Here is a 21,702-nt window from a genome sequence, read left to right on the forward strand (position 1 = left end):
CTGGCAACCCTGTCTGGATGATCCGCGCTGTGAGTGACCTGAGCCTGATTCGTAACTTTTCCATTATTGCCCACATCGACCACGGCAAGTCGACGCTGGCTGACCGCTTTATTCAGATTTGTGGCGGCCTGACCGAACGCGAAATGGAAGCGCAGGTGCTCGACTCCATGGATCTGGAGCGTGAGCGCGGTATCACCATCAAGGCGCACAGCGTCACGCTGTATTACACCGCCAAAGACGGCAAGACCTACCAGCTCAACTTCATCGACACCCCCGGTCACGTCGACTTTCACTACGAGGTAAGCCGTTCGCTGGCAGCTTGTGAAGGCGCGCTTTTGGTGGTGGACGCCGCGCAGGGCGTGGAAGCCCAGTCGGTCGCCAACTGTTATACCGCCATTGAGCAGGGCCTTGAGGTCATGCCGGTGCTGAACAAGATCGACCTGCCGCAGGCCGAGCCGGAACGTGTCAAGGCTGAGATTGAAAGCGTTATCGGTATCGATGCAACGGACGCCGTAGCCTGTTCGGCCAAGAGCGGCATCGGTGTTGAGGATGTGCTCGAAGCGCTGATTCACACTATCCCGTCGCCGGAAGGCGAGATTGAGGCGCCGTTGCAGGCGCTGATTATCGACTCCTGGTTCGATAATTACCTCGGTGTTGTGTCTCTGGTTCGCGTAAAGCACGGCCGAATCAAGAAGGGTGACAAAGTGCTGGTCAAGTCGACCGGCAAGACTCATCTGGTCGACAGCGTTGGGGTTTTCAATCCCAAACACACCGAAACGCCAGACCTGAAGGCTGGTGAAGTAGGCTTCATCATTGCCGGCATCAAGGATATTCACGGTGCCCCGGTGGGTGACACCCTGACCCTGTCCAACACCCCGGACGTTGACCCGCTGCCCGGCTTCCAGAAGGTTAAGCCGCAGGTTTATGCCGGTCTTTTCCCGGTCAGTTCCGATGATTTCGAGGATTTTCGTGAGGCGCTGCAGAAGCTGACGCTGAACGATGCGGCGCTGCAGTTTGAGCCGGAAAGCTCCGAGGCGCTCGGCTTCGGCTTCCGTATCGGCTTCCTTGGCATGCTGCATATGGAGATCATTCAGGAGCGTCTCGAGCGCGAGTACGACCTGGACCTGATTACCACCGCGCCGACCGTAGTGTTCGAGGTCGTGAAGAAGGGGGGTGAGGTGATCTACGTTGATAACCCCTCATTGCTGCCCGATCCATCGGTGATCGAGGAGATGCGCGAGCCGATCGTACGGGCCAATATCCTCGTCCCGCAGGACCATCTGGGCAGCGTGATCACCCTCTGTATCGAAAAGCGCGGCGTACAGCACGACATGATCTTCCTCGGCACCCAGGTTCAGGTGGTCTATGACCTGCCGATGAACGAGGTAGTGCTCGACTTCTTCGATCGTCTGAAGTCGGTAAGTCGCGGTTACGCCTCGCTCGACTACAGCTTCGATCGTTTCCAGCCGGCCAAACTGGTGCGTCTGGATGTATTGATCAACGGTGAGAAGGTCGACGCGTTGGCGCTGATCGTGCATCGTGACAACGCAGCGTTCAAAGGGCGCCAGCTGGTCGAGAAAATGAAGGATCTGATCCCGCGTCAGATGTTCGATGTGGCGATTCAGGCTGCCATCGGTGGCCAGATTGTTGCCCGCTCAACCGTCAAGGCACTGCGCAAGAACGTACTCGCCAAGTGCTATGGTGGTGATGCCAGCCGAAAGAAAAAGCTGCTCGAGAAGCAGAAGGCCGGTAAGAAGCGTATGAAGCAGGTAGGTAGTGTGGAGATTCCGCAGGATGCGTTCCTCGCGGTACTGAAAGTCGACAACTAGAGACGGTAAGCGCGAACGATGATGCACATCAACTTTCCACTGGTGCTGGTGATTGCGGTCGCCGTCAGTGGGTTTCTGGCCCTGCTTGATCGTATTTTCCTCGCGCCACGTCGTCGTCGTGCGGTTGCCAGCTACGAAGCCCAGGTCGATGTGGCTGACCCGCAAACGATCGCCAAGCTGGATAAGGAACCGTTGCTGGTCGAGTACGGCAAGTCCTTCTTTCCGGTGCTGGCAGTTGTTCTGATTCTGCGTTCTTTCCTGGTGGAGCCGTTCCAGATTCCGTCGGGGTCGATGAAGCCGACGCTGGACGTGGGTGACTTTATTCTCGTGAATAAGTTTGCCTATGGTATCCGCCTGCCGGTCATCGACACCAAGGTGATCCCGATTGGCGACCCGCAACGCGGCGATGTGATGGTGTTTCGTTACCCGAATGACCCGACCATCAACTACATCAAGCGCGTTGTCGGCTTGCCCGGCGATCATATCCGCTATGCTGGAAAGCAGCTGTACATCAACGGCCAGAAGATTGAGCACGAGCTGGTTAATGTAATTCCGGATGATGAGGTGCCCGATGGCCATCCGTTGCAGGCTGTTGCTACGGCCTCAATCTTCCAGGAGCAGTTGGGCGAAGTCAGCCACCGAATTCGTCAGAAGAAACTGTCGCAAACGCCCAGACCTAACGAGTGGGTGGTGCCTGAAGGGCACTACTTCATGATGGGTGACAACCGCGATAACTCCAACGACAGCCGCTATTGGCAGTCCGCGGAGATGCCCAAGGAGTTGTGGGGCATGGTTCCTGACAACTATATTGTGGGCAAGGCCTTCGCGGTCTGGATGCATTGGCCGGAACCGAAGCTGAGCAATCTGCCCAGTTTTTCGAGCGTCGCTTTGATCCATTGAGCGAGCCGAACAGGACATAACATCAACAACGGATTACGAGGTTCTCATGCGCCACTCACAGAAAGGGGCATCCTTCTTCGGCTGGCTGGCCGTCATTGCGTTGATCGTATTCGGTATGGTTATCGCGATGAAGCTGGTTCCGATCTACATGGATCACTATTCGTTGCGCAATATCATTACGACGGTGAACGAAGATCCGACGATCAAGATCAATTCGCTGCGTGAGCTCAATAGTTACATTGAGAAGGGCATGCAGCTCAACAGCATCCGCGATATCAATCCGAAAGAAGCCATCAAGGTGACCCAGAGCGGCCAGAACGCCTACACCTTGGTACTCAAGTACGAAGTGCGCGCGCCGTTGCTGAATACAGTGGATCTGCTGGTCCACTTTGACGAAACATTCATTGTCAGACCATTAAAGTGAGCAATAAGCTAGACCGACTAGAGCGCAGGATTGGCTACCACTTCAAGGATCAGGACCTGCTGGTGCTGGCCCTTACCCACCGCAGCCTCGGTGGCCGCAACAACGAGCGCCTGGAGTTTCTGGGCGACTCGATTCTCAACTTCGTTGCTGCCGAGATGCTGTTTCAACATTTTCCCCAAGCGCGCGAAGGGCAGCTATCGAGGCTACGTGCACGGCTGGTCAAGGGTGTCACCCTGGCTGAGCTGGCCAAGGGCTTTGAGCTCGGCGAGCACCTGCGCCTGGGATCCGGCGAATTGAAGAGCGGCGGGTTCCGCCGCGAGTCGATTCTCGCCGACGCGACCGAAGCCATTATCGGCGCTATCTATCTCGACAGTGGTTTGGACGCCGTACGTGAACGCGTCCTGCATTGGTTGGGCGACCATATCGCCACGTTGACGCTGGTGGATAACAACAAGGATCCGAAGACGCGTTTGCAGGAGTTCCTGCAGTCACGTCAGAGCGAGCTGCCTCGTTACGAGGTGATCGAGAGCAGTGGCGAAGCCCACTGCAGAACATTCAAGGTGGACTGTCAGGTCGAGCTTTTGGCTGAGCGTACCTACGGTGTCGGCAGCAGCCGCCGACTGGCAGAACAACAGGCAGCCCAGCAGGCGTTGATTGCCCTGGGTGTGGAGCGAGCCGATGACTGATGCTGTTTCCCGCTGCGGTTACGTGGCCATTGTCGGCCGTCCGAATGTCGGCAAGTCGACCCTTCTGAACCATATTCTCGGCCAAAAGCTGGCCATTACCTCGCGTAAGCCGCAGACCACCCGTCACACGCTACTGGGCATTAAAACCGAGGGCGAAGTGCAGGCGATCTACGTCGATACCCCCGGCTTGCACAAGGAAAACGAGAAAGCGCTCAACCGCTTCATGAACAAGAGTGCCAGTCAGGCGCTGCGTGATGTGGATGTTGTGCTGTTTGTGGTGGACCGCCTGCGCTGGACCGACGAAGACCAGATGGTGCTGGAGCGGGTGCAGTTCGTTAACTGTCCGGTGCTGATCGTAGTCAACAAGCTCGATCGGATGGAAGACAAGAACGAGTTGCTGCCGCACCTCGAGTGGCTCACTACTCAGTTGCCGAATGCTGAAGTCGTTCCGGTTTCGGCGCTGCAGGGGCGCAATATCGATCGTCTCGAGTCGCTGATTGCCGAGCGTCTGCCGGAGAGTGAGCACTTCTACCCGGAAGACCAGCTGACCGATAAAAGCTCCCGCTTCCTCGCTGCCGAACTGGTGCGCGAGAAGGTCATGCGTCAGTTGGGGGCGGAAATTCCCTATCAGGTTGCTGTCGAGATCGAGCAGTTCAAACAGGAAGGGCGCATTTTGCACATTCATGCGCTGATTCTGGTTGAGCGCGAGGGGCAGAAGAAGATCATCATCGGTGACGGTGGCGAGCGCCTGAAAAAGATCGGCCAGGAAGCGCGCCTCGACATGCAGAAGCTGTTTGGCAGCAAGATCATGCTCAATCTGTGGGTCAAGGTGCGTCGCGGCTGGTCTGATGATGAGCGCGCGCTGGGCTCGCTGGGTTATCGCTTCGACGACTGACCTGCATGCGCGAGCATCTGCAGCCCGCCTACGTCCTGCATAGCAGGCCCTATCGCGATACCAGTGCGCTGGTGGACTTGCTCAGCCTGCAAAGCGGTCTGCAGAGGGTTGTTTGGCGAGGCGCGCGGGGCAGCGGCCGTGGCGTTCGTCCGCAATCCTTCGTACCGCTGCTGGTCAGTTGGCACGGCCGCGGTGAGTTAAAGACCCTGCAACAGGCAGAGGTGGCCGGTGCCCATGCGCGCTTACAGGGCCAGGCGCTGTTCAGCGGTATGTATCTCAATGAATTGCTGGTTCGTCTGCTGTCACCGGGTGATGCGCAGACGCTTCTGTTTGCCGGCTATCAGGCGGCGCTGGAGCGTCTGGCTGCGTCGCCACCATCGGTTGAGCCGGTTCTACGTGAATTCGAGTGGCAGCTTTTGGACTTGCTGGGTTACGGTTTCAGTCTGAGCGAGGACGCCGATCAGCAGCCAGTACAGGCCGATACCCTCTATCGTTGGAGCCCGGATCTGGGGTTGTACCCGGTAGTGGATGCAACCCAGGGCGGTCTGTCGGGACGCGGGTTGTTGGCGATGGCTGCGCTGGACTGGGGTGAAGTCGACGCTCTACCGGTTGCCAAGCGCCTGATGCGTCAGGTGCTGGCTGTCCACCTGGGTGACCGCCCGCTGGTCAGTCGTCAATTATTTGCGGCGGGCCGTACGAGCGAGCCGCGCTGAGTTCAAGGGCGGGTAGCTGCCCAATCTAGTCAACGGAGAATCTTGCATGAGTCAGTCTGATCGCGTGCTGTTGGGCGTCAATATCGATCACGTCGCTACCCTGCGTCAGGCCCGCGGTACCCGTTACCCGGATCCGGTGCAGGCCGCCATTGAATCCGAGCAGGCCGGCGCCGACGGCATCACAGTTCACTTGCGCGAAGATCGCCGGCATATCCAGGAGCGCGACATTCTGCTGCTGGCCGAGGTGCTGCAAACGCGGATGAACTTTGAGATGGCAGTCACCGATGAAATGATCGCGTTCGCAGAAAAGATTCGCCCTGCTCATGTCTGTCTGGTGCCTGAGCGCCGCGAAGAGCTGACCACCGAAGGTGGTTTGGATGTCTGCGGTAATGAGGCTCGCGTGCAGGCGGCGATCGAACGTTTGTCGGCAGCAGGCTGTGAAGTATCGCTGTTTATCGATCCGGACCCGCGCCAGATCGAGGCTGCCAAGCGACTCGGCGCGCCGGTGATTGAGTTGCACACCGGCCATTATGCCGACACCGACGGTGCCGAACAGCAGCAGGCGCTGGAGCGAATTCGCGAGTCGGTCAACTACGCGCGCAAGCTTGGGCTAGTGGTCAATGCTGGCCATGGCCTGCATTACCACAACGTTCAGGCCATCGCTTCCATTCCCGGTATCAATGAACTGAACATTGGTCACGCGATTATTGCCCGTGCGCTGTTTTCCGGTCTTGCGGGCGCGGTGCGCGACATGCGTCAGCTGATCATGGAAGCGTCCGGTCGATGATCCGAGGTATCGGCACCGATCTGGTGCTGGTTGAGCGCATTGAGGCGGTGCTTGAGCGTCAGGGCGAGCGCTTTGCCCGGCGTATTCTGACTCCGGACGAGTTTGTGCGCTTTGCGGTGCACGGTCAGCCCGCGCGCTTTTTGGCCAAGCGTTTTGCTGCCAAGGAAGCCATCATGAAGGCTTTGGGCACCGGTCTGGCGGGCGGACTCTCGTGGCAGCACATGCAGATCGATCGAGACCCGTTGGGGGCACCTGTAGTCGTGCTGAGCGGAGCTGCGGCCGAGCGGGTTGCCACTGGAGGCGGGGGGCGCATGCTGTTGTCGCTCAGTGACGAGCGCGAGCAGGCGTTGGCCTTTGCCATTTGGTCACAGGACTGAGAGCGCACTCTGCAAGCGGTCGATTGCCTCCAGTAGTTGTTTGATCTCATCGTCGCAGGGCGCCTTTTCCTTCAAGCGCATTTCTGCCTGCAGGCAGCGCTTGCGCAGCTCGGGCACGCCGCAATAACGGGTAGCCCCATGCAGTCGATGGACTGTTTCCAAAAGCGCGTCCAGATCCCCGGCCTGACAGCGTTGTTCGATCTGCTGGCGATCAGCGGGCAGGCTCTGGATCAGCATGTCCAGCATATCCTGCGCCAGATCGGCCTTGCCGGCCGCAAGGCGCAGCCCCTCGTTCTGATCCAGGACTGGCGGCTCTGCCGAGCGTACGGTGGCTGGCGGCTCCGCTGTTGTGGCGGCGACGCTGGTCAGCGTGCGGCCGGTCCATTTCAGGATGCTGTCACGTAACTGTTCCGGGCTGATTGGCTTGGTCAGGTAGTCGTTCATGCCGCATTTGAGCAGCTTGCGCCGCTCGTCAGCCAGCGCATGGGCGGTGAGGGCGACGATCGGGGTGGCGGCCTGCTGACTCATGTCTTCGCGAATACGCAGTTCCTCGGTGGTCTGCCGACCATCCATTCCGGGCATCTGCACATCCATGAAGATCAGGTCGAAGCGCTGCTCGTCGAGTACCTCGAGCGCTTCCTCACCACTCGACGCTGTGCGTACCCGGGTTCCCATTTCCTGTAGAAAGGTTTCAACCAGCTTTAGATTGGCAGCGTTGTCGTCCACGCACAGGATGCTGACGCTGTCCGGATCACTGCGGTGTTCGCTGACCGCCGTGGCCTGAAGTTCGCTTGGTGCGCTCTCGCTGCGCGGCGCGAGCAGACGCGTTGCCGTGCGGAACAGCTTGCGCGTACACAGCGGGCGGGACAGCACCGCACAGTTCGCCTCTGGCAGATCGTCCAGTAGCGCGGGCTGGGCCACGGTATCAACCAGCAGTACGCTCTGGCATTGGCCTGCAGATGCCCAGCGTTGTACTGCCGCGGCGCTGGCGGCCCAGTCGGCGTCGGTTTGGCCGCTGCTGATCAGCGCGAGCTGGATATCGCTACCCTCTGGCGAACTCAGGGCAGCATCCAGTGCACTGAGGGATGGATAAATGCTAGTGCGTAGACCAAGGTCGTCCAGCGAGTGCAGGAGGGCCTGCTGGGTGAGCGCTAGTGGTTCGTAGACCGCGGCGTGCACGCCGGCCAGAGGGTGCTTGGGCAGGTCGTCGCTGGCCTGGCTGGATTTGTTCAGGGTAACCGTCAGCCAGAACTCGGAGCCCTCGCCGGGGGAGCTGTTCAGGCCAATATCGCCGTGCATTTCCTCGACCAGACGCTTGGTAATAACCAGCCCGAGGCCGGTGCCGCCGGTCTCTCTGGTCAGCGAGTTGTCTACTTGGCTGAAGGCTCTGAACAGCGACTTTTGCTGGGCCTCGGACAGGCCCACGCCGGTGTCGGTGACGCTGATGCGCAGGGTGGCGTTGCTGTCGTTTTCTTCTTCCAGCATGACCCGCAGGCACACCGAGCCCTCGTGGGTAAATTTGATGGCGTTGCTGAGCAGGTTGGAGAGGATCTGCTTGAGTCGCAGTGGGTCTCCGCTGAGGCCCAGTGGCACGTCGCTGTAGATCAGGCTGGCCAGCTCGATCTGCTTCTGATGTGCCGCCGGCGCGAGCATGGTCAGAGTGTCCTCGATCTGGTCGCGCAGGTTGAACGGCATGGTTTCCAGCGTCAGCTTGCCGGCTTCGATCTTGGAGAAGTCGAGAATCTCGTTGATGATTGACAACAGGTTGTTGGCAGACTTGCTGATGGTGTCGAGGTACTCGCTCTGGCGCGCGGTCATTTCGGTGCGCTGCAACAGGTTGCTGAAGCCGAGTATGCCGTTGAGCGGCGTACGCAGCTCGTGACTCATATTGGCGAGAAACTCGGACTTGATGCGGCTGGCTTCCTGCGCGGCCTTGCGCGCCATGTCCAACTCGATGTTCTGAACCTCGATGGTCTCCAGCGTCTGGCGCAGGTCTTCGGTGGCCTGTTCGACGTTCTGCTGCAGTTCGCCCTGCGCGCTCTGCAGCGCCTGAGTCATGGTGTTGACGCCTTCGGCCAGATCATCCAGTTCGCGGGCGCCCTGTTTGGGCAGGCGCACGTCCAGCTGGCCCTTGCTGATGCGTGCAATCGCCTGGTTGATATCGGCGATGGGCTCGAGAATCCGCCGGCCCATGGTGCTGACCATCAGGCTGGTGATCAGCAACCCCAGCAGGATCAGGACCAGCGTGCTCAGCAGGGTCTGATAGGTGCGCAGTTCGGTATTGCCGTGGCTCAATTCCACTTCCAGCCAGCCGATCAACGCATCGGGCTCGAGGTCGCTGCGCTGAACATTGGCCAGCAGCTCCGGGCTGGCCTGCAGCGGCAGGATAAAGCGGGTGCTGCGCTCGCCGCTGCGAATTTGCAGCCCGGTGCCCGCCGCCAGCGGGGTTTCCGGCAGCGGCTTATCCGCAACGAACATCTGCGGGCCGCTGTGTTCAAGCGGGCGGCGTTCGGCGTCGTACAGCGCCACCGCGCGCACATCCTGGTAGTTCAGCGTATTGGCCATTGCGCTGCGCAGGCGCGAGGGCTGCTCTGTCAGTAGCGCTTCGGTTGCTGGCCGCTGCAGGTGTTCAGTGGTCAGCTGGCCGCGTTCCAGCAACTGCTGCTGCAGATCGCCAAGGTGTTGCCAGCTGAAGTAGGCGCCGACGGCTGTGGCCAAAATCCCGGCAGGGATCAGGGTCATCAGCAGGAGCCGGGCTTTGATGCCGATCTCGTTCATTAGGTATATCCACTACGCCGTTGCCGGTATCATAGGCCGACTGAACAAAAAGCACAGCTTTGACGACCCTGTTGTCCGGGTCAACCGGCCCCGAGGTAGATCCATGAGTTACCCAACCATCGCCGACTGCATCGGCAACACGCCGCTGGTGCGACTGCAGCGCCTGCCCGGCAAAACCAGCAACACCATTCTGGTCAAGCTTGAAGGCAACAACCCGGCCGGTTCGGTCAAGGACCGCCCGGCACTGTCGATGATTGAGCGGGCCGAGGCGCGCGGCGACATCAAGCCTAGCGACACCCTGATCGAAGCGACCTCCGGCAATACCGGTATCGCGCTGGCAATGGCCGCCGCTATCAAAGGCTATCGCATGGTGCTGATCATGCCGAACAACATGAGTGCCGAGCGCAAGGCGGCGATGACTGCTTATGGTGCCGAGTTGATCGAGGTGACTCAGGCTCAAGGCATGGAAGGCGCGCGCGATCTGGCGCTGCAGATGCAGGCCGATGGTCAGGGCAAGGTGCTGGACCAGTTCGGTAATCAGGACAACCCTGAGGCCCATTACCGCGGCACTGGCCCCGAAATCTGGCGAGACACCAAGGGCACCGTGACCCATTTCGTCAGCTCCATGGGTACCACTGGTACCATCATGGGCACTTCTCGTTACCTCAAGGAACAGAACCCGGCGATTCAGATTGTTGGTCTGCAGCCAATTGAGGGCGCGGCGATCCCCGGTATCCGTCGCTGGCCGAAGGAGTACCTGCCGACCATTTTTGACGACACCCGGGTGGATCAGGTGATCGATATGGGGCAGCAGGAAGCCGAGATAACCATGCGCCGTTTGGCGCGCGAAGAAGGCATCTTCTGTGGCGTGTCGTCCGGCGGGTCGGTCGCAGCGGCGCTGCGGATCAGTGCCGAGGTCGAGAACGCGGTCATCGTGGCGATCATCTGTGATCGTGGTGACCGCTATCTGTCCACCGGCGTGTACGACGGTCCGGTATGAAACGCGGCCGCGGACGTCCCCGCGCGACTACCGCCGCCGATGCACCGGCGGCGGTAGGTCAGCGCATCGAGCTCGCGCTTGAGCGCTTGACCCACGATGGCCGTGGTATTGGTCGCTGGCGTGGACGAACCACCTTCGTTGAGGGCGGCTTGCCCGGTGAGCAGGTGACCGCGCGGGTCGTTCGCGCGCGCAGCAAGCTGATTGAGGCACGACTGGAAAGCCTGCAGCAGAGCAGTGCCGAGCGTCAGGCGCCGCGCTGCCCGCACATCGAGCTTTGTGGTGGCTGCAGCCTGCAGCACATGGCGCATGCGCAGCAGTTGGAAATCAAGCAGCAGGCGCTGGCCCAGCAATTGCAGCATTTCGCCCAGGTTGAGCCGCAGCAATGGGCACCTCCTCTGGTCGGTCCGGCCTATGGCTATCGCCAGCGCACCCGCATTGCTCTGCGCTGGGATCGCCAGCGGCGCGCGCTGGATGTGGGGTTCCGCCAGCGGGCCAGCAGCGAGTTGGTGAATGTCGAACAATGCCCCGTTCTGGTGCCGGAGCTTGAGGTCGCGCTCAAGGCCTTGCCGGACATGCTGCGTGGTTTGCAGTCTGTTGAGGCGTTGGGGCATGTCGAGCTGATCGGCGGAGAGCACCCGGCACTGGTATTGCGCCACCTCCAGCCGCTGTCCGCTGATGACCAGCATCAGCTCTCAGCGTTTACTGCTCAGCATGGCTTGAGCTGCTGGCTGCAGGGTGACGACGGGCAGGCTGTGCCGCTGGGAACAGCCGCAGAGCCGGCCTATCGGCTGGAGCAGCAACAGCTGGTATTGAGTTTTGCACCGGGTGATTTCACTCAGGTCAATCCGCAGATCAACCAGGCGATGGTCAATCAGGCGTTGGACTGGCTGGCGGTGCAGCCCGGCGAGGCGGTGCTTGATCTATTTTGCGGGGTCGGCAATTTCGCCCTGGCGCTGGCCAGGGCCGGTGCTGAGGTCGTTGGTGTTGAGGGTAGCGAGGCGATGGTCGCGCGAGCACAGGACAACGCGCGGAAAAACCAGCTGGAGGCGGTGCACTTTTTAGCAGCAGACCTGTCGAAGCCAGTTGAAATGCCGGCAGGGGCGCAGAGATATACAGCTGCGCTGCTTGATCCGCCGCGTGACGGCGCCGAGCAGGTGGTTGCGGATCTGGCTGCGATGGATGTTGAACGCATACTTTACATTTCCTGCAATCCGGCCACGTTGGCGCGGGATGCAGGCATTCTGGCAGGCAAGGGCTACACCCTGGTTCGGGCGGGCATCATGGACATGTTCCCCCAAACCGCCCATGTCGAGGCCATGGCATTGTTCCGGAGACAATAGATCGCCTCTGGGCGAGGATAATAAAGATGGTACAGGTCAGAGCAGCACACCCGATCAATCAGGATGGAAGCGTCAATATCGACGCATGGATCAGCAGAATCGGGGAGCGCACCCAGCTCAGCGACCCCCAGGTCCTGCACGAGGCGTGCGAGTGGGCGCGTGATCTTGAGCAGCAAGCCATCGCTGCGGAAAACATCTGGGCCGATGGTGCGAGCAGTTACCGCACCGGCCTGGAAATGGCGGAAATTCTCGCCGACCTCAAGCTCGACCAGGATTCGCTGGTTGCGGCGGTAGTCTATCGCGCCGTGCGCGAGCGCAAGACCGATCTCACCGAGGTAGAGCACCGCTTTGGCTCCACCGTCGCCCATCTGGTCGACGGTGTGCAGCGCATGGCAGCGATCAGCGTGTCGCAAAACCCCGGCAGCAACGCCATGTTCAACACCCAGTCGCAGGTCGAGAACCTGCGCAAGATGCTGGTGACCATGGTTGACGATGTGCGCGTCGCGCTGATCAAGCTGGCGGAGCGTACCTGTGCTATTCGAGCGGTCAAGGACGCGCCGGAAGAGAAGCGCTACCGGGTTGCGCGTGAGGTGTTCGATATCTACGCGCCGCTGGCACATCGCCTTGGGATTGGTCACATCAAATGGGAACTGGAGGATCTGTCCTTCCGTTACCTGGAGCCGACCCAGTACAAGCAGATCGCCAAGCTGCTGGACGAGCGTCGGCTTGATCGGCAGGAATATATCGATGCGGTGATGGGCCAGTTGCGTGAGGCGCTGGAAGAGGCGTCGATTCATGCCGACATCACCGGCCGAGCCAAGCATATCTATTCGATCTGGCGGAAGATGCAGCGCAAGGGCATCGATTTCAGCCAGGTCTACGACGTGCGTGCGGTGCGGATTCTGGTGCCGCAGGTACGTGACTGTTATACCGCGCTCGGGGTGGTTCACAGCCTGTGGCGGCACATTCCCAACGAATTCGACGACTATATCGCCAACCCCAAGGAGAATGGCTACCGCTCACTGCACACGGCGGTGATCGGCCCTGAGGGCAAGGTGCTTGAGGTTCAGATTCGTACTCAGGGTATGCACGAAGAGGCCGAACTCGGCGTCTGCGCACACTGGCGCTACAAGGGTACCGACCTCGACAGCAGCTCCAACGCCTACGAAGACAAGATCGCCTGGCTGCGACAAGTGCTGGAATGGCACGAGGAGATGGGCGATATCGGTGGGTTGGCTGAACAGCTGCGGGTCGATTTCGAGCCGGATCGGATCTACCTGTTCACGCCCGACGGCCACGTGCTGGATATGCCCAAGGGGGCGACGCCGCTGGACTTCGCCTATCGGGTGCATACCGAGATCGGGCACAGTTGCCGCGGCGCCAAGGTCAATGGCCGTATCGTGCCGCTCAATTACCTGCTGCAGACCGGCGAACAGGTCGAGATCATCACCGGCAAGCAGAGCGGGCCGAGCCGTGACTGGCTGAACCCCAACCTCGGCTACCTGAACACCTCGCGGGCGCGGGCCAAGGTGCAGCACTGGTTCAAGGAGCAGGCGCGCGAGCAAAATGCGCAGGCCGGCAAGCTGATGGTCGAGCGCGAACTGACCCGGATGGCGCTCAACGGCGCCGACTATGCGCAGCTAATAGATCGTCTGGGCTTGAAGAGCCAGGAAGACCTGTTTGTTGCAGTCGGTGCGGGCGACATGCGGTTGGCTCATGTGGTGACAGTAGCCCAGCAACTGGTCGAGCCGGATCGCCAGAGCGAGCAACTGGAGCTGATCCCGAAGAAGCCGAGCCGCTCTTCTGTCGGTCGTCGTGGCGACGTCTTTATCCAAGGCGTTGGTAACCTGATGACTCAACTGGCGGGCTGCTGCCAGCCGGTGCCGGGCGACCCGATCATTGGTTATATAACCCTTGGCCGCGGTGTGACAGTGCATCGTGCCGACTGCGCCAACGCCATGCAATTGCAGGATCGTGATTCAGAGCGTTTGATTGAGGTTAGCTGGGGTGGGGCGCCGGTGCAGACCTACCCGGTCGAGATCTACATCAAGGCCTACGACCGCTCTGGTTTGCTGCGAGATGTCTCCCAGTTGCTGGCCAACGAGAAGATCAACGTACTGGAAGTTAATACGCGCACCAACAAGGACGATAACTACGCGGCTATGCTGCTGACCATCGAGATCCCGAGTCTCGGTCTGCTCAGCCGCTTGCTAACCCGGATTAGTCAGCTGCCGAATATCATCGAGGCGCGGCGTAACCGTCAGGAACATCGCGGATGAGTTATCAGCTGGACGATCTGGTGTATCTGATGCAGCGGCTGCGCGACCCGCAGCACGGGTGCCCTTGGGATCTGGAGCAGAACTACGCGACTATCGTGCCGCACACGCTGGAAGAGGCCTACGAAGTGGCGGATGCCATCGAGCAAGGCGACTTCGAACAACTGCGCGGCGAGCTGGGTGATCTGCTGTTCCAAGTGGTCTATTACGCGCAGCTGGCGGGCGAAGAGCAGCGCTTTGGCTGGAACGAGGTGGTCGACGGTATCACCCGCAAGCTGGTACGGCGCCATCCGCATGTTTTTCCCGACGGCAACCTGCGCACCCCGCCCGGTACGCTCACGCTGGCACCGGATCAGGTAAAACAGCGTTGGGAGCAGATCAAGGCGGAGGAACGCGCCGAAAAGGCCGATCAGCCGCGCCAGCTGTCACTGTTGGATGATGTGCCGGCGGCGCTGCCGGCGCTGAGTCGGGCGCAGAAACTGCAGAAACGGGCTGCTTCGGCCGGGTTTGACTGGCCCGAGGCGGCGCCGGTCATCGACAAGATCAGCGAAGAACTTGATGAGGTGCGCGAGGCGCTGGCGGCCGGCCAGCAGGAAGCGGTCGCCGAAGAAATGGGCGACTTGCTGTTCTGTGTGGTGAATCTGGCTCGTCATCTGGGCGTTGATGCGGAAAGTGCATTGCGCCAGGGTAATGCCAAGTTCGAGCGGCGCTTCCGCTTTATCGAGGACCGGTTGCGGGCGCAGGGCGCTGCTGTGGCCGAGTGCGCGTTGGACGAACTCGACGCCCTGTGGGATCTGGCGAAACAGCAAGGGCTCTAGGGTCACGGCATGCCGTGACCGTCTATAGCCACCCCAGTCGCGACAGCTAGTGCTGGGTTTCCTGCTGATGCTCGATCAGTTCGCGCAGGTGTTTGCGACTTAGCTCCAGATAGCGCGGCGTCGGGCCTACGTCGTTGTAGAGCGGATCGCCCAGCTCATCGACTGAAATCACCTTGGTGCCTGCCTGGTAAGGCAGACTCGCTTCAAGCTCCTCAAGCGCGGCGCTGAGCAGGTCGGTGATCAGATCTTCGATCTGGCGCTTGGGATACATCTCGTGCAGCGCTTCCAGTCGCGCGGCGTCTTCCAGTGGCAAGCGCACGGCGTAGGTGTTGCGGGTCACCCGGCCCTTGGCGGTTTTTTCCCAGGTTTGGGTGAGTTCACGGATCTTCATGTTTTCCCCCTCATTGACTGACTGTCGCTTGTGGCGACACCTTGAGCATAGACCATCTACGCAGCTGTTCAGTGCCATTGGCCCCTTGTCAGGCGCCGGTAGGCATCGCATGCTGGGTACCCCCAAACGTCCGGAGGTATGTCCATGACCGATATCGATGCCCGCTTGCGTGAAGACGTCCACAACCTGGGAGCCCTGCTCGGAAAGACCATCCAGGCGCACTTGGGGGAGGATTTTCTGCAACGCATCGAGCGCATTCGGCTGGGAGCCAAGGAGGGACGCAAGGCTGATCAGGCCGCCAACGAAGCATTGCTCAGTGCATTGCAGGATCTGCCGGACAACCAGCTATTGCCGGTGTGTCGTGCCTTTAACCAGTTCCTCAATCTGGCCAACATCGCCGAGCAGCACCACCGTATCCGTCGCCGGCGCGCCGATGAGCCACAGGCCTTCGAGCTGCGCTGCGTCAGCGAGTTGCTGCAGCGCTTGAAGAGCGAGAATTTCAGCGCCGATGCCATCGTCAAACAGGTCAACGACCTGGATATCGAGCTGGTATTGACTGCGCACCCGACCGAAGTCACCCGCCGTACCCTGATTCAAAAATACGATGCCATCGCCGCCGCCCTGGCCCGCGGCGATCACGATGACCTGACGGCGACTGAACAGGACGAAGTACGTCAGGATCTGGCGCGGCTGATCAGTGAGGCCTGGCACACCGACGAGATCCGTCGTACTCGGCCCACGCCGGTCGATGAAGCCAAGTGGGGCTTTGCGGTTATCGAGCATTCACTGTGGCAAGCGTTGCCGCAGTTTCTGCGCCGTTTTGACGCTGACGTACACGAGGCGACCGGCCAACACCTTGACCTGCGAGCCGCACCGGTGCGGATTGCCTCCTGGATGGGCGGCGACCGCGACGGCAACCCCAACGTCACCGCGCCGATTACCCGTGAGGTGTTGCTGCTCGGGCGCTGGATGGCGGCGGATCTGTATCTGCGCGATATCGAAGAGCTGACCAACCAGCTGTCGATGCACGCCGCCAGTGACGAGTTGCTGGCGCAGGCCGAGTCGGTCGACGAACCCTATCGCTCGGTGCTCAAGCAGTTGCGCACCCGCCTGCAGGCAAGCCGCCGTTGGGCGGAGCAGTCGCTGACCGCAGATGTGCCAATGCCGGATGAGGTGCTGCACGATCTTGACGACCTGCGCGGGCCGCTGGAGCTATGCTACCGCTCGCTGATGCAGTTTGGTCTGAAGCGTATCGCCAACGGCCCGTTGCTCGATACGCTGCGCCGGGTGAACGCCTTCGGTCTGGGGCTTGTGCGGCTGGATATCCGACAGGACGCCGCACGTCACGCCGAGGTGTTCAGCGAGCTGACCCAATACCTGCAGCTGGGCGACTACGCCGATTGGGACGAGGACGCCCGCTGCCGCTTCCTGCTGGATGAGCTGCACAGCCGGCGGCCGCTGCTGCCGCCCAACTGGCAGCCGTCTGCCGACGTTGCCGAAGTGCTGGCGACCTGCCGGGTGGTTGCCCAGCAGCCTCGCGAGCTGCTTGGTTCCTACGTTATCTCCATGGCTTCGCATCCATCCGATGTGCTGGCGGTCAAGCTGCTGCTTAAGGAAACCGGGGTCAACTGGCCGATGCGGGTCGCACCGTTGTTTGAAACGCTCGACGATCTGGACCACGCGGCAGACGCCATCGACCGACTGCTGGCGTTGGAGCAGTACCGCGCGCTGGTCGGTGATGAGCAGGAAGTCATGATTGGCTATTCCGACTCGGCCAAGGATGCCGGCACCCTGGCGGCCGGCTGGGCACAGTATCGGGCCCAGGAGGCACTGGTGGCGGTATGTCAGCGCCACGGCGTGCACCTGCGTCTGTTCCATGGGCGCGGCGGCACGGTTGGGCGCGGTGGCGCACCGGCCCACATGGCGATCCTGTCGCAGCCGCCGGGCTCGGTGCGTGGTCAGCTGCGCGTAACCGAGCAGGGCGAGATGATCCGCTTCAAGTTCGGTTTGCCCGGCATTGCCGTGCAAAGCATGCAGCTTTACGCCAGCGCGGTGCTGGAAGCCAGCCTGCTGCCGCCGCCTGCGCCGCAACCGGCGTGGCGAGAACTGATGCAGCAAATGGCCGACCGCTCGGTTGAGGTCTATCGCGGCGTGGTCCGTGGTGAGCCGCAGTTCGTCGAGTACTTCCGCCAGGCCACGCCAGAACAGGAACTGGGCCGATTGCCACTGGGCAGTCGGCCGGCCAAGCGCCGTAGCCAGGGCGGGATTGAAACCCTGCGGGCGATTCCCTGGATCTTTGCCTGGACCCAGACCCGGCTGATGCTGCCAGCTTGGCTGGGTGCCGGTCAGGCGCTTCGCGAGGCACTCGATGCGGGCAAGCAGCAGCAGTTACGGGACATGATGGCCGGATGGCCGTTCTTCCTCGCACGGGTCGAGATGCTGGAAATGGTGCTGTCCAAGGCCGATGTCGACATTGCCCGCTTTTATGAGCAGCGCTTGGCCAGTCCGGAGCTCTGGCCATTGGGTGAGCGCTTGCGCGCGGCGCTGGAGCAGGCGACGGAAGTCGTGCTGCAGCTGCGTGGTACGGAGGTTTTGCTGGCGCATAACCCGGCGTTGGGTGAGTCGGTGGCGATCCGCAACCCCTACACCGACCCGCTGCATGTGCTGCAGGCCGAGTTGATGGCGCGGACCCGCGCGCAGGGCGACAAGATCGACCCGGATCTGGAGCGCGCGCTGATGGTCACCATGGCGGGTATTGCCGCCGGGATGCGCAATACCGGCTGACGGGCGAGAGCGCAGCCTTGATGGGCTGCGCTGATCGTCAAGTATTTCAAGGGCTTGTTTGCCTGCGACAATGGTCCGTCTTGTGCATGGCGGCGCGGGCGTGTATGTTGATCCCCCTTTGCGATCCAGCACCGCCTGGAAAGCGCGAATTTTTCCGCATCTGCGCGCCGCGCGGGTGCCAGGCAGGTCGCTGGTTTAGGGCCGCTGACAGCTCGGATTCAGTTAGACGAGGAGTACATCATGCGAGTTATCCTGTTGGGCGCCCCCGGGGCGGGCAAGGGCACACAGGCCCAGTTCATCTGCGAGCGTTTTGGCATTCCGCAGATCTCCACCGGGGACATGCTGCGCGCAGCGGTCAAAGCCGGCACCGAGCTTGGTAAGCAGGTGAAAGAAGTCATGGACAACGGCGGTCTGGTCTCCGATGACCTGATCATCGGCCTGATCAAGGAGCGCATCACCCAGGACGATTGCGCCAAGGGCTTCCTGTTCGACGGTTTCCCGCGCACCATTCCGCAGGCTGAAGCGCTGGTTGAAGCTGGTATCGACATCGACCGCGTGCTGGAAATTGCCGTCGCTGACGAGGAAATCGTTGCCCGCCTGTCCGGTCGCCGTGTACACCCGGGTTCCGGTCGCGTTTACCACGTCGAGCACAATCCGCCGAAGGTTGTGGGTAAAGACGACGTGACTGGCGAAGACCTGATCCAGCGTGACGACGACAAGGAAGAGACCGTACGCAAGCGTCTGGAGGTGTATCACACCCAGACCAAGCCGCTGGTCGACTTCTACCAGAAGCTGTCTGCTGCCAAGGGCACTCCGAAGTGTGCCAAGGTTGAAGGCATCGGCAGCGTCGAGCAGATCACTGCCAAGGTCATCACTGCGCTGGACTGAGTCCTGCCCGCATGACCCCGAGGCCCGTGCCGACTACCCGTCGCACGGGCCTTTGCATTTTTGTACAATGCCCGGCCCTGAATTCAGAATCCGACCATGACTACACTGCTTGCTCTGGATACCGCCACAGAATGCTGTTCCGCCGCGCTGCTGCATGAGGGCCGCGTCACCGCGCGCAGCGAAGTCATTCCGCGTCAGCACGCTCAGCGCCTGCTGCCGATGATCGAGGAGTTGCTGAACGAGCGCCAGTTGCGGCTGCAGGATGTCGACGCGCTGGTTTTCGGTCGCGGCCCCGGTGCTTTCACTGGTGTGCGCATCGCGACCGGAATGGTGCAGGGGCTGGCCTTTGCCGCTGACAAGCCGGTAATCGCCGTCTCCAATTTGGCGGCGCTGGCCCAGCGTGCCTGGCGCGAGCACGGCGCCGAAACGGTCGCCGCAGCCATCGACGCGCGCATGGATGAAGTCTACTGGGGGCTGTATGGCCTGCAGGATGGTGTCATGCAGGCGCTGGATGAGGAACGGGTCTGCCCGCCGGAAGCCGTCAGCCTGCCTGACGGAGTAGTCGGCGTGGCCGGCGCTGGCACCGGTTGGCAGTACGCTGAGCGACTGGCGGTAGCGGCCGAACGCAGCTGGCCGCAGATGCTGCCGGATGCGACCGACCTGATCACTCTGGCGCTGCCGCGCTGGCTGGCCGGTGAGGTGCTGGATGCGGCCGATGCCCAGCCGGTCTATCTGCGCGACAAGGTTGCCACGCCCAAGGGCCAGGCGTAAGCTGGCGCCAATATCTCTGGAGCTACTCTGGTGCGTCTGGACGGTTTCAATCCCTACACATCGCTGCCTGATCGCAGCAGTCGCGCAGTTGCCAATACTAACGGCAGCAGCCCGGCTGCGTCCGTGCCCGGCAACGAGCAGGCCGGGGTAAGCGCAACGCGTCTGCCACCTGCTCAGGTGGTCAGCACCTCCAGTCCCGCCGCTGAGTATATCCCTGCCCGGCGCGAGTCCTACGAGCCGGTCTATGGTCGTGCCAATCAGGCATTGGCCAGCTACCAAAGCACCGCCAACATGCCGGTCGACAGCGCGGCCGACACCATCGCCGGCATCGACATCTACGCTTGATGTCGTGACAGCGTTACCTATGCGTTTCATCACCGGTTGCCCACTCTGGGCGGAGCCTGCTTGGGCTGGGCACCTCTATACTCGTAGCAGCGATGCTGATGAGCGGCTCGCGCAGTACAGCCGTGTGTTTGGCGCGGTTGAGGGCAATACCACGTTTTATTCCTTGCCGAGCGAGGCGCGGGTTGCGCGCTGGGCTGAACTGCTGGCGGATGACTTTCATTTCTGCGCCAAGTTTCCGCGTGAGGTCAGTCATGGCGGTCGGCTGGATCCGACGCACCCGGCGTTGCAGACTTTTCTCGGTCGTATGGCACCGCTGGAGCAGAGGCTAGGACCTATCTGGCTGCAGCTGCCGGAACGCTTTGCGCCACAAGAGCTGGGTACGTTGGCCGATTTTCTCGACGGCCTGCCGAGTGATTACCGCTATGCGGTGGAGGTGCGTAATCCCGGTTTCTTCCGCAAGGATGACGCCGAACGGCAGCTCAATCGCCTACTGCATCAGCGTGGTGTCGAGCGCATCAGCTTTGATAGCCGCGCCTTGTTCGCCAGTGAGGCGACCGACCCCTCGACGCTGGAAGCCAAACAGCGCAAGCCACGCCTTCCCGTGCACGCCATCGCGCTGACTGTGCGGCCAAGTGTGCGTTTTATCGGCGGTATGGATCAGGCGGCGAACTGGGAGGTGCTGGCGCCCTGGTTCGACAAGTGTGTGCAGTGGTTGCAGGATGGGCGCCAGCCGATGCTGTTTATGCATACCCCGGACAACCTGCTGGCGCCGCAGCTGGCCCGGGATTTTCATGCCGCGCTCTGTGAGCGACTGCCGGATCTGCCACCGATGCCGCGCTGGCCCGGTGAGCGAGAGGCTGCTGAAACGCCGCAACAGGGCGGCTTGTTTTGAAAACGACAGGAAACTTCATGAGTGACGACATGCCCTTAACCTTGGCCGTCAACTGGCTGGACAACCGGTTCCAGTCTGCCGCAGAGGGATTGGCTGAGCGGTTGGGGTTGCCTCTCCTGGCGGATCTGCCGGACGGCGCCGGACTGCTTCTGGAGCAGGGTGGCGACGGGTTGTCGCTGCGCAGCACTGAAGATGGCGCACCGGGCGCGGTGCGGGTCGACTTCGTGAATGGGGCGATGGCGCACCGCCGTCAGTTTGGCGGCGGCGCGGGGCAAATGGTGGCGCGCGCGGTGGGAATCCGCGGCAGTATTCGGCCGACCGTACTGGATGCCACTGCGGGGCTCGGTCGCGACGGCTTTGTCATTGCCTCGCTGGGTTGCCGCGTAACGCTGCTTGAGCGTCAGCCGGTCATTGCTGCGCTGTTGGAGGATGGTCTGCAGCGGGCCAGAGCGGCAGGTGGTGAGGTGGCGGAGATCGCTGGGCGCATGCAACTGATGCATTGCGACGCGATCGCGGCGATGGGTGATTGGCAGCTGGAGACGCCGCAGGTCATTCATCTGGACCCGATGTTCCCGCACCGTGACAAGTCAGCGCTGGTAAAGAAAGAAATGCGGCTGTTCCGCCCGCTCGCCGGTGATGACGATGATGCCCCCGAGCTGTTGGCTGCCGCGCTGCAGCTGGCCAGCCACCGGGTAGTGGTCAAGCGGCCGCGCAAGGCGCCGGCGATTGCCGGTCAGCGGCCCACCGCCGAGTTGGCCGGGCAGTCCAGCCGCTACGATATCTACGGAAAGAAAAAACTCGAGTGAGC

General features: G+C 61.4%; 20 protein-coding genes. 18 read left to right on the forward strand and 2 right to left on the reverse strand.

Features of this window, described 5'->3' with window-relative positions:
* Window positions 1-29: 29 nt before the first annotated feature.
* From lepA to acpS, 8 genes are read left to right on the forward strand one after another with little or no spacing between them, the layout of a single operon-like run.
* Window positions 30-1,829, forward strand: a complete 1,800-nt coding sequence (gene lepA / locus AAFM31_RS03140) for a translation elongation factor 4 (RefSeq protein ID WP_341706452.1) — start codon at window positions 30-32, stop codon at window positions 1,827-1,829.
* Between the two features lie 21 nt (window positions 1,830-1,850).
* Window positions 1,851-2,729 (forward strand): signal peptidase I, encoded by an 879-nt coding sequence (gene lepB / locus AAFM31_RS03145; protein ID WP_341706655.1) that lies wholly within the window; start codon window positions 1,851-1,853, stop codon window positions 2,727-2,729.
* A 46-nt stretch (window positions 2,730-2,775) separates the two neighbouring features.
* On the forward strand, window positions 2,776-3,153 hold the full coding sequence (locus AAFM31_RS03150; RefSeq protein WP_341706453.1) for a DUF4845 domain-containing protein: 378 nt from the start codon (window positions 2,776-2,778) through the stop codon (window positions 3,151-3,153).
* On the forward strand, window positions 3,150-3,839 hold the full coding sequence (gene rnc, locus AAFM31_RS03155) for a ribonuclease III (protein ID WP_341706454.1): 690 nt from the start codon (window positions 3,150-3,152) through the stop codon (window positions 3,837-3,839). Before AAFM31_RS03150 ends, rnc begins: the two co-directional genes overlap by 4 nt.
* Entirely contained in the window at window positions 3,832-4,734 is a 903-nt protein-coding gene (gene era / locus AAFM31_RS03160; RefSeq protein ID WP_341706455.1) for a GTPase Era, read from the forward strand. Before rnc ends, era begins: the two co-directional genes overlap by 8 nt.
* A 5-nt stretch (window positions 4,735-4,739) precedes the next feature.
* Entirely contained in the window at window positions 4,740-5,447 is a 708-nt protein-coding gene (recO, locus tag AAFM31_RS03165; protein ID WP_341706456.1) for a DNA repair protein RecO, read from the forward strand.
* A gap of 46 nt (window positions 5,448-5,493) precedes the next feature.
* A complete protein-coding gene (gene pdxJ / locus AAFM31_RS03170) occupies window positions 5,494-6,234 on the forward strand; it encodes a pyridoxine 5'-phosphate synthase (RefSeq protein WP_341706457.1) in 741 nt (246 codons plus the stop codon).
* Window positions 6,231-6,611, forward strand: a complete 381-nt coding sequence (acpS, locus tag AAFM31_RS03175; RefSeq protein WP_341706458.1) for a holo-ACP synthase — start codon at window positions 6,231-6,233, stop codon at window positions 6,609-6,611. The genes pdxJ and acpS overlap by 4 nt, the downstream gene beginning before the upstream one ends.
* Here the strand turns inward: acpS and AAFM31_RS03180 are convergent.
* On the reverse strand, window positions 6,600-9,389 hold the full coding sequence (locus AAFM31_RS03180) for a response regulator (RefSeq protein ID WP_341706459.1): 2,790 nt from the start codon (window positions 9,387-9,389) through the stop codon (window positions 6,600-6,602). The genes acpS and AAFM31_RS03180 overlap by 12 nt on opposite strands.
* Window positions 9,390-9,492: 103 nt before the next feature.
* Here AAFM31_RS03180 and cysM point away from each other — a divergent pair, with 103 nt between their 5' ends.
* Genes cysM through mazG form a run of 4 tightly spaced genes read left to right on the forward strand, consistent with a single transcriptional unit; the run spans window position 9,493 to window position 14,823 of the window.
* A complete protein-coding gene (gene cysM / locus AAFM31_RS03185) occupies window positions 9,493-10,389 on the forward strand; it encodes a cysteine synthase CysM (RefSeq protein ID WP_341706460.1) in 897 nt (298 codons plus the stop codon).
* Window positions 10,386-11,729: a 23S rRNA (uracil(1939)-C(5))-methyltransferase RlmD gene (gene rlmD / locus AAFM31_RS03190; RefSeq protein WP_341706461.1), complete on the forward strand. Its 1,344-nt coding sequence runs from the start codon at window positions 10,386-10,388 to the stop codon at window positions 11,727-11,729. The genes cysM and rlmD overlap by 4 nt, the downstream gene beginning before the upstream one ends.
* A gap of 26 nt (window positions 11,730-11,755) precedes the next feature.
* On the forward strand, window positions 11,756-14,008 hold the full coding sequence (gene relA, locus AAFM31_RS03195; protein WP_341706462.1) for a GTP diphosphokinase: 2,253 nt from the start codon (window positions 11,756-11,758) through the stop codon (window positions 14,006-14,008).
* Window positions 14,005-14,823, forward strand: a complete 819-nt coding sequence (mazG, locus tag AAFM31_RS03200; protein WP_341706463.1) for a nucleoside triphosphate pyrophosphohydrolase — start codon at window positions 14,005-14,007, stop codon at window positions 14,821-14,823. The genes relA and mazG overlap by 4 nt, the downstream gene beginning before the upstream one ends.
* 46 nt (window positions 14,824-14,869) lie before the next feature.
* Here mazG and AAFM31_RS03205 read toward each other — a convergent pair whose 3' ends face one another.
* Complete coding sequence (locus tag AAFM31_RS03205; protein ID WP_341706464.1) at window positions 14,870-15,214, reverse strand: pilin assembly protein; 345 nt, start codon at window positions 15,212-15,214, stop codon at window positions 14,870-14,872.
* A gap of 144 nt (window positions 15,215-15,358) precedes the next feature.
* Here AAFM31_RS03205 and ppc point away from each other — a divergent pair, with 144 nt between their 5' ends.
* The 6 genes from ppc (at window position 15,359) to AAFM31_RS03235 (ending at window position 21,700) form a co-directional block, all read left to right on the forward strand.
* Window positions 15,359-17,998, forward strand: a complete 2,640-nt coding sequence (ppc, locus tag AAFM31_RS03210) for a phosphoenolpyruvate carboxylase (protein ID WP_341706465.1) — start codon at window positions 15,359-15,361, stop codon at window positions 17,996-17,998.
* Window positions 17,999-18,238: 240 nt separating this feature from the next.
* Window positions 18,239-18,886: an adenylate kinase gene (adk, locus tag AAFM31_RS03215; RefSeq protein WP_341706466.1), complete on the forward strand. Its 648-nt coding sequence runs from the start codon at window positions 18,239-18,241 to the stop codon at window positions 18,884-18,886.
* A 96-nt stretch (window positions 18,887-18,982) separates the two neighbouring features.
* On the forward strand, window positions 18,983-19,657 hold the full coding sequence (gene tsaB, locus AAFM31_RS03220; RefSeq protein ID WP_341706467.1) for a tRNA (adenosine(37)-N6)-threonylcarbamoyltransferase complex dimerization subunit type 1 TsaB: 675 nt from the start codon (window positions 18,983-18,985) through the stop codon (window positions 19,655-19,657).
* A 30-nt stretch (window positions 19,658-19,687) separates the two neighbouring features.
* Window positions 19,688-20,002 (forward strand): hypothetical protein, encoded by a 315-nt coding sequence (locus AAFM31_RS03225; RefSeq protein WP_341706468.1) that lies wholly within the window; start codon window positions 19,688-19,690, stop codon window positions 20,000-20,002.
* A gap of 19 nt (window positions 20,003-20,021) precedes the next feature.
* On the forward strand, window positions 20,022-20,894 hold the full coding sequence (locus AAFM31_RS03230; RefSeq protein ID WP_341706469.1) for a DUF72 domain-containing protein: 873 nt from the start codon (window positions 20,022-20,024) through the stop codon (window positions 20,892-20,894).
* A 17-nt stretch (window positions 20,895-20,911) separates the two neighbouring features.
* Window positions 20,912-21,700: a class I SAM-dependent methyltransferase gene (locus tag AAFM31_RS03235; protein WP_341706470.1), complete on the forward strand. Its 789-nt coding sequence runs from the start codon at window positions 20,912-20,914 to the stop codon at window positions 21,698-21,700.
* Window positions 21,701-21,702: the final 2 nt, after the last annotated feature.

Source organism: Halopseudomonas sp., assembly GCF_038130085.1.
Taxonomy (GTDB): Bacteria; Pseudomonadota; Gammaproteobacteria; order Pseudomonadales; family Pseudomonadaceae; genus Halopseudomonas.

What these genes read in the sequence shown, in the direction of transcription:
- lepB (WP_341706655.1), top strand. Translation starts at nt 1,851, where the DNA reads ATGCACATCAACTTTCCACTGGTGCTGGTGATTGCGGTCGCCGTCAGT.
- AAFM31_RS03150 (WP_341706453.1), top strand. Translation starts at nt 2,776, where the DNA reads ATGCGCCACTCACAGAAAGGGGCATCCTTCTTCGGCTGGCTGGCCGTC.
- era (WP_341706455.1), top strand. Translation starts at nt 3,832, where the DNA reads ATGACTGATGCTGTTTCCCGCTGCGGTTACGTGGCCATTGTCGGCCGT.
- recO (WP_341706456.1), top strand. Translation starts at nt 4,740, where the DNA reads ATGCGCGAGCATCTGCAGCCCGCCTACGTCCTGCATAGCAGGCCCTAT.
- pdxJ (WP_341706457.1), top strand. Translation starts at nt 5,494, where the DNA reads ATGAGTCAGTCTGATCGCGTGCTGTTGGGCGTCAATATCGATCACGTC.
- acpS (WP_341706458.1), top strand. Translation starts at nt 6,231, where the DNA reads ATGATCCGAGGTATCGGCACCGATCTGGTGCTGGTTGAGCGCATTGAG.
- AAFM31_RS03180 (WP_341706459.1), bottom strand. Translation starts at nt 9,389, where the DNA reads ATGAACGAGATCGGCATCAAAGCCCGGCTCCTGCTGATGACCCTGATC.
- cysM (WP_341706460.1), top strand. Translation starts at nt 9,493, where the DNA reads ATGAGTTACCCAACCATCGCCGACTGCATCGGCAACACGCCGCTGGTG.
- rlmD (WP_341706461.1), top strand. Translation starts at nt 10,386, where the DNA reads ATGAAACGCGGCCGCGGACGTCCCCGCGCGACTACCGCCGCCGATGCA.
- relA (WP_341706462.1), top strand. Translation starts at nt 11,756, where the DNA reads ATGGTACAGGTCAGAGCAGCACACCCGATCAATCAGGATGGAAGCGTC.
- mazG (WP_341706463.1), top strand. Translation starts at nt 14,005, where the DNA reads ATGAGTTATCAGCTGGACGATCTGGTGTATCTGATGCAGCGGCTGCGC.
- AAFM31_RS03205 (WP_341706464.1), bottom strand. Translation starts at nt 15,214, where the DNA reads ATGAAGATCCGTGAACTCACCCAAACCTGGGAAAAAACCGCCAAGGGC.
- ppc (WP_341706465.1), top strand. Translation starts at nt 15,359, where the DNA reads ATGACCGATATCGATGCCCGCTTGCGTGAAGACGTCCACAACCTGGGA.
- adk (WP_341706466.1), top strand. Translation starts at nt 18,239, where the DNA reads ATGCGAGTTATCCTGTTGGGCGCCCCCGGGGCGGGCAAGGGCACACAG.
- tsaB (WP_341706467.1), top strand. Translation starts at nt 18,983, where the DNA reads ATGACTACACTGCTTGCTCTGGATACCGCCACAGAATGCTGTTCCGCC.
- AAFM31_RS03230 (WP_341706469.1), top strand. Translation starts at nt 20,022, where the DNA reads ATGCGTTTCATCACCGGTTGCCCACTCTGGGCGGAGCCTGCTTGGGCT.
- AAFM31_RS03235 (WP_341706470.1), top strand. Translation starts at nt 20,912, where the DNA reads ATGAGTGACGACATGCCCTTAACCTTGGCCGTCAACTGGCTGGACAAC.